Here is a 13,266-nt window from a genome sequence, read left to right as displayed (position 1 = left end):
AAAATGAATCCATACATAACAATATCAGGCAGAAAAATCGGACCAGATTATCCGCCACTTGTCATTGCAGAAATCGGAATCAACCACGAAGGTTCGCTAGAAGTCGCCAAACAAATGGTTGATGCAGCCAAACGGGCAGGAGTTGAAGTCGTGAAACACCAAACCCACATCGTTGCCGATGAAATGAACAAAGAAGCCAAAAAAGTAATTCCAGGCAACGCCACCGTTTCGATTTATGAAATTATGGAACGCTGTTCGCTCAACGAAGCCGATGAACTCGAACTAAAAAACTACGTCGAAAGTCTCGGTATGATTTTCATATCCACACCGTTTTCGAGAGCAGCAGCCGAACGATTAAAAAAATTCGACATTCCAGCCTACAAAATTGGTTCAGGCGAATGCAACAATTATCCATTATTGGAACACATTGCCAGTTTCGGAAAACCAGTAATTTTGAGCACCGGAATGAACACCATCGAATCGGTGCAAAAAGCCGTTGCCATTTTCGACAAACACAACATACCAGTAGCGATTTTGCACACCACAAATTTGTATCCAACTCCCATACACTTGGTGCGATTCGGAGCGATGATCGAATTGCAAAATGCCTTTCCAGACAAGGTTTTTGGGCTGTCAGATCATACATTAAACAACAATGCTTGTCTAGGAGCAGTAGCTTTGGGAGCAAGTATTCTCGAGCGACATTTTACCGACACAATGCAACGTCAAGGACCAGATATTGTGTGCAGTATGGACGAAAACGCAACCAAAGAACTCATTATTTCAAGCAACGAAATCTGGCAAATGCGTGGTGGCACCAAAAAACCAGCCATTGAAGAACAAGTAACCATCGATTTTGCATTTGCAACCGTTTGCAGCATTGCCAATATTAAAAAAGGCGATAAATTTACCAGAGAAAACATTTGGGTAAAACGACCAGGAACAGGAAAAATTCTAGCCGAAAAATTCAATGATATTTTAGGAAAAAAAGCAACTCGAGATATCGAAAATGACGAACAATTAACATTAGAAGATATAATTTAAAATATTTATTTGAGCCAATTCCAGCTGTACATTACAAGCTTTTTCATCGCAAACTATTTTTGTAATTTCCAAAAAGAGCTTCCTTTGGTCGCTTTTTTGAAAAAACAAAAATTAGTTTTCCATTTCAAAAGGCTTTCCATTTCCATCTGGGGCAAAAACCCATATAATGAAAAAAATCCTATTTCTAACAGGCACAAGAGCCGATTTTGGCAAAATAAAATCGCTAATTTCAATTTTAGATGATAAATCTAAATTTGAAGTTTTTGTGTTTGTAACCGGAATGCACCTGCAACACGAATACGGATATACTTTGCTAGAAATTGAACGTTGCAATTTCAAAAACATTCATACATTCGAAAATCACACGCACGAAACCACTATGGATTTGACATTGGCAAAAACCATTCAAGGCTTGTCTGAATATGTCAAAAATTGCAATCCAGATATGATAGTTATTCACGGCGATCGAGTCGAAGCATTGGCAGGAGCAATTGTAGGTTCACTCAACAATATTTTGGTTGCACACATCGAAGGAGGCGAAGTTTCAGGCACAATCGACGAATTAATCAGACATTCAACCAGTAAAATGAGTCACATTCATTTTGTTTCTAACGAGTTGGCAAAAAACCGTTTAATACAAATGGGCGAAATATCGGAATCGATTTTTACCATTGGTTCCCCCGATTTAGATATAATGTTCTCGGATAATTTACCTAATTTAGGAACTGTAAAACAGTATTATAACATTGATTTTGATCAGTTTGCAATCGTAATGTTTCACCCAGTAACTACCGAAGTTGCAGAAATGCAAACCTATACAAAAGATTTTGTGAAAAGTCTAGAAAACGACAATCACAATTACGTAGTTATTTATCCAAACAACGATTTAGGAAGCCAATTCATTATCGATGCATATCAAAAATTGAAAGAAAATCCAAGATTTAGAGTTTTTCCATCCTTGCGATTCGAATATTTTTTGACATTACTGAAAAACGCCCAATTCATTATTGGCAATAGCAGCGCAGGCATTCGCGAAGCACCATATTATGGAATTCCAATAATAAACATAGGAACACGTCAACAAAATCGTGCTGTTCATACGGATATAATTAATGTTGATTATCTTGAAAATAATATTTCAAGAGCATTAAAAAGTATTGACAATCATAAAATTATCGTTTCTGAAAACGATTTTGGACAAGGAAATTCTGCCGAATTGTTTCTTGAATCTTTAGAAAAAAACGATATTTGGGAACTCAATCATCAAAAACAATTTAGAGATATTTAAAAAAGGTAGTAATTACTTTTTTTACTTTACATAACATACATAATGAAATTTAAATTCAACAATCTCATAAGTCCACTTTTAAAAATTTTAATCATTATTTCTTTTTTAATTTTTTGTTATTATTTCTCTTTAAAGGTAGAAGGTACTGGGGATGAACATTTATTTCTAAATGATTTAAAATTTTTAAAACTAAATAATTGGTTTGAAGCTATTTCTAAAAAAATGGCTATCGCTTATTTAATTTTAGCTTATCCAATATCTTTTATAATCAAGGACTATCTGGCTTTGCGACTGGTTAATGTTTTATTATTTCTTTTACTTTTATTGTATTGTAGGAAAATTGGAGAAATAAAAAATAAAATGTTTTATTTTTATTTTTTATTTTACAGTTCAAATGGTTGGTTTTTACTAGGAACTAATGATACCCTTTTTATAGTGTCATTATTTATATTTTTTAATGAAGTATATAAGTTTTTAGAAAACAAAAAGAATACTAGTATCCCATTATTATGGTGCTCATTAATAGTAGCTTTTTTTACTAGAGAACTAGTATATGTTTATATACCAGTTATTATAATATCATTTGTATTATTAATTAATGCTAAAGTGAATTTGCTTAATAAAATCGCAATCCCAATAGGATTGTTAGGGTTGTTTTTTTTAATAAATAGTCCCTCAATTATAACCAACCACTCTTTTTCTTATGATAATAAAAAGCCACCTGTTGGTGTAAAATCAAATTGGGCACAAAGACAATACTTAGCCCAGTTAATGGTTAATGATGGTAAACTGAATGACGAGCAACATCCTAGTTGGCAAGAAACAGATGATTATTTATTAAAAAATGGCAAAAACTCATTGCCAAGTACCATTTCTGAAGGAGTTTTATTTGATTTTAAACTAACAGTCAAAGAGTTTTTTAAAGATTTCTCAAAAGTTATTTTGCAATCTATAAGACAAACAGGATTAATAGTTATTATATTAATAATGTTTTTAATGTACAATGTTCTCAAAAACAAAATAGAAACAAATTTATACATCCCATTTATTCTTTTTTTGATGATAGCCATTTTTTCTTTCATCATAATATCATTTGTAGAAATAAGATGGTTAACCCCTTTGTTTATAATTGCATTAGTATATTACAGTGATTTAGAGTCGAATAAAAAAATTAATAAAAACATTTTTTTGCTAAACAATTTAATGACTATATTAGTCCTATTTTATGGATTATACAGGGTAATGCATAAATTATAAAATTCGGAAAAATATTTTATAAACGCTATGATCAGAAACAAATTAAAGCTACAATAGTTGTATATGCAAAAAACGAAACCAACAATTTCATTTGTAAGTCCAGTTTATAAAGCAGAAAAAATGCTGCATAAATTGGTTGCCGAAATTCAAACTGTAATGGTAGGGATTAATGCTACTTATGAAATTATCCTTGTTGACGATCGTAGTCCAGATAATAGTTGGGAAATTATGCAAAATATTTCACAACAATTTCCTGAAGTAAAAAGCATCCGACTCAGTAGAAATTTTGGTCAACATCCAGCAATAATGGCGGGATTGTCTCAAGCAAAAGGCGAATGGGTTGTTGTTATGGATTGTGATTTGCAAGATCAACCCAAAGAAGTTTTAAAATTATATAATAAAGCTTTAGAAGGTTACGATGTTGTTTTTGCGAACAGAGTGGACAGAAAAGATCGATTTTTAAAGCGTTTATCATCAAAATTATTTGGAATACTATATCGTTTTTTAACCGAAACAAAGTTTGATAACTCAATTGCAAATTTTGGAATTTACAATCGAAAAGTAGTTTCAGAGGTTTTAGAAATGAACGATTATATAAAATCATTTCCACTTTTTGTAAATTGGGTAGGGTTTAAAAATACTTCAGTAAACGTGGAACACGCTGAACGGGAATCTGGAAAATCATCCTATACTATTTCAAAATTGGTAAGTTTGGCTTTCAATACTATTATTTCTTTTTCCAACAAACCACTCAAACTTTGCATTAAATTTGGACTGATAATATCCATTGCAACTGTAATAATAGGATTAGTTACCATTGTGCAATATTTCAGAGGAGAAATAGAAGTATTAGGATATAGCTCGTTAATATTATCCATTTGGTTTTTGTCAGGAACGATAATTACAACTATAGGATTATTAGGAGTTTACATTGGTAAAATCTTTGATCAGACCAAAAACAGAAAACCTTTCATTATTGATAAAATTTTGAATTAATGACACAGAGCAATATTCAAACAGACGAGTTAATACTGGGTACAAACACCATAATTCATCCATCGGCAATTATAAGAGGTGTCAATGGTAATGCAAAAAAAATTCAGATAGGAGACAACTGCTATATTGGACAGAATGTCCAGATTATTTGCGACGATTTTTCGATTGGCGATTATTCCAAAATACAACATAATACCAATGTTCACGGATATTTACCTTGTCATATTGGACATAATGCTTGGATAGGGCAATACACAATAATCGATTCCATAGGTGGAACTAGTATTGGAAACAATTGCGGAATTGGTGCGCATTCGCAAATTTGGAGCCATATCAAATTTGGTGACACTTTAGAAGGATGTAGATTCTTATCTGAAAAACCAATGGTTATTGGCAATGATGTTTGGTTTGTAGGACATTGTATCGTTTCTCCAATTACAGCACAAGACAAATCGATGGCAATGGTAGGTTCTGTAATCACAAAAGACATGAATTATAACGAAATATATGCTGGTTCTCCAGCAAAATCCATATCCGATAAAATAGGATTCCAGTTTAATGAAGTAAATTTGGATGAAAAAATTGATAAAATGAAGCAATATTTGATTGAATCAAATTTGAATCAAAATCATATAAAAATAGTGGCTGATGTTTCAGAAATTGATTTTGAAAACAATGCAATTTCATTTTTTAACATTAGCAACAGGACCTATACAAAGCGTGGAAATGAAGACGAACAAAATTTTATGAAATTCTTATTACCTGCCAAAGCTAAATTCACACCAATTTCAATCTAATGATTCCTTTCAACAAACCATACCTATCAGGAAACGAAACCAAATACATTGAGCAAGCTGTAAACTCTGGTAAGATTTCAGGCAACGGAATGTTTACCCAGAAATGCCAGCATTTTTTTGAACAAAAGTATAGTTTCAAAAAATGTTTGCTCACTACATCTTGCACCGATGCATTAGAAATGGCGGCTATTTTAGCCAATATTAAAGAAGGCGATGAGGTAATTGTGCCAAGTTTTACTTTTGTATCAACTGCAATTGCCTTTGTGCGTCAAGGTGCCAAAATCGTTTTTGCCGATTCCTATTCCAATAATCCAAATATTGACGTCGAAAAAATAGAAGCACTTATAACACCTAAAACTAGAGCAATTGTGCCAGTACATTATGCAGGTGTAGCTTGCGATATGGACAAAATAATGCAACTCGCCGAAAAATACAATTTGATAGTTATTGAAGATGCCGCACAAGCCATTGATTCCTTTTATAAAGGAAAACCATTAGGATCTATTGGTCATATGGCAGCTTTTTCATTTCACGAAACCAAAAATATTATTGCTGGCGAAGGAGGAATGATATCCATAAATGACGATAAATTTATTCCTCGAGCAGAAATTATTTGGGAAAAAGGAACCAACAGAGCCGAATTTTTTAGAGGCGAAGTCAATAAATACGGTTGGGTAGACATTGGTTCGTCGTTTTTGCCATCAGAAGTAATTGCCGCATTTTTGTGGGCACAAATTGAAAATTTAGACAAAATACAAGAAAAGAGACTGCAACATTGGGATTATTATTATAACAATTTGAATCATTGGGCAACTAAAAACGGGATTCAAATAATGAAAATTCCAGACTACGCCACTAATAATGGGCATATGTTTTACCTAGTTTGTGATTCTCTAATTCAAAGAACAGCATTGATAAATGACCTCAAGGAGAATAATATTCTAGCTGTTTTTCATTATATCAGTTTGCATTCCAGTCCTTATTACGAGAGCAAACACGATGGACGTGACTTATTAAATAGTGATAGTTTTACCAATAAATTGCTCCGATTACCTATGTATTATGAGCTTGACGTGGAATTCATTGTAAATAAAATAATTACATTTGGGAATTAAACCCAAAATAGGTTGGGATTTTTAAAGCGCAATGAAAAAAAATAAAATTTTACTACTATTCCCTGATGGAGTTGGCATTAAAAATTATCTGTATTCTGATATTTTTAAAGGAATAAGTGATGATTTAGTATTGATGAGCAATTTTGACCATCAAACCATCGATTGCATAATAAAGACAGTAAAAATTAATGATTTTATAACCATTCCTGATTATAAAGAAGGTTTGAAAGAAAAATTTTTGCGGGAATTAATTTGTCTGTCTAGGTTATATTTCAATGCAAAGAAAGTCGATAATTTGAGTTTGCTAACCAACTGGAATTGGAATCAAAAAGGCATTTTTAAAAAAATATTTTACAAAACAATTCAAACTACTGCTTTTTTTTATAAAAAATATCCAACAATTTTAACTTTAGAGGTTAAGTATCAAAAAGCAATTCGTAAAAACGTATTTTACACACAAGTAAAAAATATTTTGCAAGAAGTAAAGCCCCAAAGTGTTTTTTGTTCGCACCAGCGAGGTTTGAAAATGGCAACTATTTTTGCTGCTGCCACCGATTTAGGCATTTCGACAACTACGGTGATTTATTCTTGGGATAATCTGCCCAAAGCTAGATTGGCGCTTCGAGCCGATACCTATTTGGTTTGGTCAGAATATATGAAAAATGAAATGAAATTGTATTATCCTGAAATTAGTCAAGACAATATAATAATTACTGGAACACCACAATTTGAGTTTTACTCCAATTCAAATAATGTAATTGATAAAGAAGTTTTTTACAAAAAATACAATTTAGATTTAAACAAAAAAATTATCTGTTTCTCAGGTGATGATGAAAAAACATCTCCTGATGATCCTAAATATTTAGAAGACATTGTTCAAACAATTTTCAAGGATAATTTGCAAGAGAAATATCAGATTTTGTTTCGACGTTGCCCAGTCGATTTGTCAGGGCGATTTGATCAAATTGTAAAAAAACACCAAAGTTTAATTAAGGAAGCGCCACCTATTTGGCATTTTAATGATACTAAAAAGTGGACTACTATTTACCCAGATTTTGAAGATATAAAATTGTTGGCAAGTACAGCCTATTATTCTGATGTGGTGATCAATGTTGGTTCTACAATGGCTTTCGATTTTGCAATGTATAACAAACCTTGTATTTTTATTAATTACGATCAGGAAGATAAACAAGAACAAAAATGGTCAACAAAAACCATATATAATTTTCAGCATTTTAGAAGTATGTCAGATTCCAATGCGGTTTATTGGCTGAAAAATAATAAAGAAATAATGAATGTTGTGCAACAAGCATTAACAGAAAACAACACGGTCTATATGGACAATTGGAAGCAAATTGTACTAGGAGATTATAAAAATGCTTCCAAAAAAATTAAAGAAAATCTTCAAATAAGCTAAAAAATGCACATCTGTTTTATAACTAACGAGTATCCTAAAACTGGATTTCCACACGGTGGAATAGGAAGTTTTGTGAAAACAATTTCGCAAGAGTTGGTGGAAAACGGAGTCAAAGTGAGTGTAGTAGGCATTAATTATGCAAACAATTATGAAGAATATTCGGAAGATGGAATTGACATATACCGACTAAAGAAAAGTAATGTAAAAGGACTAGCTTGGTATTTTAACTCCAAAGAAATTCAAAAAAAAATCAAAGAAATTCACAATAAAAACGCTATCGATATTGTGGAGACATCAGAATTAGGATTGGCATTTATCAAAAAAAATAAAGCAATCAAATACCTAATTCGATTGCACGGTGGACATCATTTTTTTGCAGAATCTGAAAATAGAAGCATCAATAAATGGAAAGGATTTCAAGAAAAACGCTCTTTCATAAAAGCAGATGCCTTCGTCGCAGTATCCCATTATGTAAAATCTCACACCGAAAAATATTTAAGTTATCATAATAAAAGGGTTGAAAGAATTAATTATCCCATAAACACAAATTTATTCAAATCATTAAATGCCAAAGTTATTCCAAATAAAATAGTCTTTGCAGGAACAGTTTGCGAGAAAAAAGGAGTACGTCAATTAATACAAGCATTTCCAAAAGTAATTCAAGCATTTCCTAATGCAACGTTAGATATTTATGGTCGTGATTGGTTTTTCCCTGACGGTAGTTCTTATATTGAAATGCTAAAAGATACAGAACTCACAAAAATTAACGAAGTTTCTGAATCTATTTGTTTTAAAGGAATAATTCCTTACGAACAAATTCCGTTAAAATATGCCGAAGCTCAAGTCTGTGTGTTTCCATCGCATATGGAAACGCAAGGTTTGGTTGCGCCAGAAGCTATGGCAATGGAAAAAATGGTTATTTTTACTAAATTGGGACCGGGTCCAGAAACCATTGTTGATTATGAAACGGGGTTATTATGCAATCCGAAAGATTCTAACGATATTGCCGAAAAAATTATTTGGGTCTTTCAGAACCAAGAAAAAGTATCCCAAATAGAAAAAAAGGCAAGAGAATTTGTAATGGGAAAGTACGATTTAAAAAAAATTGTTCAGAAAAATATCGAATTTTATCAATCCATTTTATAAATAATAAAAAGGAAACAAATTGCATCAGTAGGATTCGTAAAATCCGATATCCTACAAGACATTGTTTAGATGTATACACAACAATTAATATTAATAAAAAATAATGAATACAATAAACCTTATTGTTTCAGATTTTAAGAAATACAAAAAATATGGTGGAAATTTTTTTACCATAGTTTTTTTTACGCAAGGTTTTTGGGCAATTTTTCAATATCGAATAGCAAGTTTTTGTTATTCCAAAATCACTTTATTTCCGTTTAATTTTTTGGTTAAAATTCCTCTCATTTTGTGGCAAAAACACATTGAAATTATCACAGGGATTTCCATACCAGCATCTGCAAAAATTGGGCATTCTTTTTACATCGGACATTTCGGGGGTATAATTTTCAATGCAAATACAGTTATTGGAAACAATTGTAATGTTTCACAAGGAGTTACAATTGGAATTTCGGGATTAAACAATAGAAGAGGTGTTCCTAGTATTGGTAATAATGTTTATATTGGTGCTAATTCCGTGATTGCAGGAAAAATATCAATTGGAGATAACGTTTTGATAGGTGCTTGTTCCCTCGTAAACAGAACTATTGAGGAAAACGCAGTAGTTTCGGGTGTTCCAGTACAAGTAATTTCTAACGAAGGTTCTAAAGGATATATATAAAATGAAAATGTTAATTGTTTCCAACGCACCATTAATTCAAAAGGAAAATAATTGGTTTGCCTATAGTCCTTATATAAAAGAAATGGAGATTTGGGCGAAGTATACCGATCAAGTTGCATTTTGTTGTCCAACTTGGAAAATAGATAACGGATTGTTGGTTTCTAAAATTCCATTTCAAATTTCTAAGATATTTTTACTTTCCGATTTTAATGTAAAAACTTTTTCTAATGGTTTCAAAGCTTTTTTTCAGGTAATCTATAATTTTAAAATAATATTAAAAGCAATGTTTTGGGCAGATCATATTCACCTTCGTTGCCCAGGAAATGTCGGATTGTTAGCATGTATAGTTCAGGTTTTCTTCCCCCACAAAATAAAAACAGCCAAATATGCTGGAAATTGGGATCCAAAATCGAAGCAACCTATTACCTATCGATTGCAGAAATATATTTTAAGCAACACTTTCTTAACAAAAAAAATGCAAGTTTTGGTTTATGGTCAATGGAAAAATCAAACTAAGAATATAAAACCATTTTTTACCGCAACATACAACGAATCAGACAAAACGGAAATTTCGTCTAGAAATTTTGATAACGGTATAAAATGTGTTTTTGTGGGAACTTTATCGTCAGGTAAACGGCCTTTATTTGCAATTCAAATAGTCGAAAAACTTTTAGAAAACAATTGTAATGTTGAGTTGTCTATTTTTGGCGAAGGCAATCAGAGGGAACTATTGCAAAACTATATTTTGGATAAAAAACTTCAGAAAAATATAATTTTAAAGGGAAATCAAAATTTAGAAGTAGTTCAAAAAGTCTATCAAAACAGCCATTTTGTACTGCTGCCATCACAAAGCGAAGGTTGGCCTAAAGTGATAGCTGAAGGAATGTTTTGGGGTTGCATACCTATTGCTACGTCTGTATCATGTGTCCCATATATGTTGGATTATGGCAATAGAGGTTTGCTATTGCAAATAAATTTAGAAAAAGACGTCAAGACAATTCAAGAATTAATTAATAATGAAGAATTGTATCAAAAAAAGGTTGTTAATGCAGTGAAATGGTCTAGAAAATATACTTTAGATTATTTTGAACAAGAAATAAAGTTACTTTTGCAATTATGAGGATTTTACAAATCATAGATTCATTAAGTGCAGGTGGTGCAGAGCGTATGGCTGTCAATTATGCCAATGCACTGTCTCATAAAATTGAATTTTCAGGATTAGTATCTACCAGAGCTAAAGGACCTCTTGAAAATCAAATCGACGATAAAGTGGATTATTTGTTTCTGAACAAGAAAAACACGTTTGATTTAAAAGCCTTAACAACTTTACGTAAGTTTGTCAAAAAAAATAAGATTGATTATATTCACGCTCACAGTACTTCCTTTTTTTTAGCTTTTTTACTCAAATTAAGTTTGCCTTCAATAAAATTAATTTGGCACGATCACTATGGAGATAGTGAATTTTTGGAAAAAAGACCCACTTCAAGTTTGAAATTAATGATGCCATTTTTTAATGGAATTATTTCGGTAAATCATACCTTAAAAGATTGGTCAAAAAAGAAGCTTAAATTCGAGAATGTTATTTATTTACCTAATTTTCCATCACTGGATAAAGAAAATTCGGAACTCACACTACTAGAAGGTATTCAAGGAAAACGGGTGGTTTGTTTGGCAAACTTGAGAGCCCAAAAAAACCATCATTTATTGCTTCAAGTAGCTCAAAAAATTAAATTATATAATTCGGAATGGACTTTTCATCTTGTAGGTAAAGATTTTAATGACCTTTATTCAAATGAAATAAAAGACTTAATTGTATCTCTAAATTTGACCAAAAATGTTTTTTTTTATGGATCAAGAGAAGATGTCAAGAACATATTAGATCAATCAACTATTGCCGTCTTGACTTCAAATTCTGAAGGATTGCCGTTAGCACTTTTGGAATATGGGTTGCATAAATTGCCAGTGGTTGTAACAAATGTGGGTGAAATACCTAATATAATTGATGATTGTAAAAATGGGTTTGTAGTAGATTTTAAAGATGAGAATACTTTTTACAAAAGAATAGTAGAACTGATAGAAAACGAATCTATTCGATTGGAGTTTAGTTCCTCACTTCAAGCAACAATTATTCAAAATTTTTCCCAAGACTCAATATTAGATTGTTATATGAATTGGTTAATAAAAACAGAATGATAGAATTACAAAAGGATGGTGATCAACAAAATAACGCGTACTTATTATTTTATAAAATAGTAAATGATAGATTGTTGTATTTAAGTACTTTGGCGATTATTTTGTCCTACTTTTATAATTTGCCTATTGTTAAGTATTCGATAATTGGAGATAATGAGTTTCGTTTGTATGACATTGTGGGAGTATTTTTGCTAATGTTTCATTTTAAGTATAATGTAATCTTAAAAGGTGTTTTGGCTAAAATTCAAATTTTTAGATGGTTTTGGAATTTATTTAAATGGGCTTCTACAACTTTAATTATTACATTATTCGTAAGTATTTATAATGATAAAATTATGTTTTTTGTACAAACACTTTTGTACTTATTCCATTTGTATGTTTTCTTTATTTCAGGAGTTTTCGTTTACATATTATGTTTAAAGAAGAAACGTGGCGAAAAGTATATAACTTGGCTCTTCCAATTGTCAATTGTAACAAGTTTAGTCGTGATTTTTCAAAACTTTGAACTTATTCCCTTTCTTTGGAGTGATTCTTATAAGAAAAGTTATAGTGGTTTTTTATCTGGGACTTTAGGACCTAATAAAATTGTTTTGGGAATGACATTTTTATACATCTTTATTTTTTCTACTTCTGTAGTGTTGGAAAGAAGAATAAAAGTGAACTTCTTTTTAACTGCGTTTACTATATTATTGAGTTTTTATGCATTAGTTATTTCAGGTTCTAGAACATCATATGTTGGTTTTTTTGTATTTATAGGTTTTTTTGCATATCATAGTTTTGGAAAATTTCTATCTTATCTTTTAGTTTTTGCATCTTTGTTTTTTGTTGTTTTACTTATAAACGATAAACTATATGAAACAGCAGAAAGAGTTATTGATGGGCGAGTCATTAAAAAAGTTAAAAATATAGATGATTTTGAAAATGCCAATGTAGGAAATTTATACGAAGATTTAGGTTCTGGTAGAAAATCATTATCAAAACGCAATGCCTATTTTTTGCTCGAAAACCCTATAGTTTTACCATTTGGCATGGGTTTTAATAACAGGCTAATTGTTGTTGCAGGTGACACAGCACATAATATGTACCTACAAGTTATAAAAGAACTAGGTTTAGTAGGTTTCTTTCTTTATTTTGGTTGGTTGTTACAATATTTATTAGTTAATTTGAAAGTGAGTAGAGGATTTTCAATTGGATTAAAAGGATTAATAATTTCGGTGCTTGTTACAGCATTTTTTGGAGAACAATTATACATTTATAGAGCCTTATTTGGTCTACTGGGTTTGTTTTGTGTTATCACTAGTTTGTATATTTCGGTTTTGCATAAAGAATATTTCGATTAACAAAGTTTCAACAAT

General features: G+C 31.2%; 12 protein-coding genes. All 12 read left to right on the top strand.

What is annotated here, in order from left to right; all coding sequences use genetic code 11:
• Positions 1-3: 3 nt before the first annotated feature.
• Positions 4-1,044, top strand: coding sequence for an N-acetylneuraminate synthase family protein (locus RMO70_RS09520; RefSeq protein ID WP_310556206.1), 1,041 nt, complete (start codon positions 4-6; stop codon positions 1,042-1,044).
• A gap of 166 nt (positions 1,045-1,210) precedes the next feature.
• Positions 1,211-2,332 carry a UDP-N-acetylglucosamine 2-epimerase gene (gene neuC / locus RMO70_RS09515; protein WP_310556205.1) on the top strand — a complete coding sequence of 374 codons (1,122 nt, stop codon included), beginning with the start codon at positions 1,211-1,213 and terminating at the stop codon, positions 2,330-2,332.
• 42 nt (positions 2,333-2,374) lie between these two features.
• Complete coding sequence (locus RMO70_RS09510) at positions 2,375-3,589, top strand: hypothetical protein (RefSeq protein WP_310556204.1); 1,215 nt, start codon at positions 2,375-2,377, stop codon at positions 3,587-3,589.
• 63 nt (positions 3,590-3,652) lie between these two features.
• Positions 3,653-4,585 carry a glycosyltransferase family 2 protein gene (locus RMO70_RS09505; RefSeq protein WP_310556203.1) on the top strand — a complete coding sequence of 311 codons (933 nt, stop codon included), beginning with the start codon at positions 3,653-3,655 and terminating at the stop codon, positions 4,583-4,585.
• Positions 4,585-5,382, top strand: coding sequence for a hypothetical protein (locus RMO70_RS09500; RefSeq protein ID WP_310556202.1), 798 nt, complete (start codon positions 4,585-4,587; stop codon positions 5,380-5,382). Before RMO70_RS09505 ends, RMO70_RS09500 begins: the two co-directional genes overlap by 1 nt.
• Positions 5,382-6,497 (top strand): dTDP-4-amino-4,6-dideoxygalactose transaminase, encoded by a 1,116-nt coding sequence (gene rffA, locus RMO70_RS09495; protein WP_310556201.1) that lies wholly within the window; start codon positions 5,382-5,384, stop codon positions 6,495-6,497. Before RMO70_RS09500 ends, rffA begins: the two co-directional genes overlap by 1 nt.
• Before the next feature lie 31 nt (positions 6,498-6,528).
• On the top strand, positions 6,529-7,914 hold the full coding sequence (locus tag RMO70_RS09490) for a CDP-glycerol glycerophosphotransferase family protein (RefSeq protein ID WP_310556200.1): 1,386 nt from the start codon (positions 6,529-6,531) through the stop codon (positions 7,912-7,914).
• Between the two features lie 3 nt (positions 7,915-7,917).
• Positions 7,918-9,060: a glycosyltransferase family 4 protein gene (locus RMO70_RS09485; RefSeq protein ID WP_310556199.1), complete on the top strand. Its 1,143-nt coding sequence runs from the start codon at positions 7,918-7,920 to the stop codon at positions 9,058-9,060.
• 103 nt (positions 9,061-9,163) lie between these two features.
• Positions 9,164-9,718: a serine acetyltransferase gene (locus tag RMO70_RS09480; protein WP_310556198.1), complete on the top strand. Its 555-nt coding sequence runs from the start codon at positions 9,164-9,166 to the stop codon at positions 9,716-9,718.
• A gap of 1 nt (position 9,719) precedes the next feature.
• Positions 9,720-10,838, top strand: coding sequence for a glycosyltransferase (locus RMO70_RS09475; protein ID WP_310556197.1), 1,119 nt, complete (start codon positions 9,720-9,722; stop codon positions 10,836-10,838).
• Positions 10,835-11,911 (top strand): glycosyltransferase family 4 protein, encoded by a 1,077-nt coding sequence (locus RMO70_RS09470; RefSeq protein WP_310556196.1) that lies wholly within the window; start codon positions 10,835-10,837, stop codon positions 11,909-11,911. The genes RMO70_RS09475 and RMO70_RS09470 overlap by 4 nt, the downstream gene beginning before the upstream one ends.
• On the top strand, positions 11,908-13,251 hold the full coding sequence (locus RMO70_RS09465) for an O-antigen ligase family protein (protein WP_310556195.1): 1,344 nt from the start codon (positions 11,908-11,910) through the stop codon (positions 13,249-13,251). The genes RMO70_RS09470 and RMO70_RS09465 overlap by 4 nt, the downstream gene beginning before the upstream one ends.
• The last annotated feature ends 15 nt before the right edge of the window (positions 13,252-13,266 follow it).

Source organism: Flavobacterium sp., assembly GCF_031422135.1.
Classification (GTDB): domain Bacteria; phylum Bacteroidota; class Bacteroidia; order Flavobacteriales; family Flavobacteriaceae; genus Flavobacterium.
Note: the sequence above shows the minus strand (reverse complement) of the source record. Positions and strands in the feature narration are given on the sequence as shown.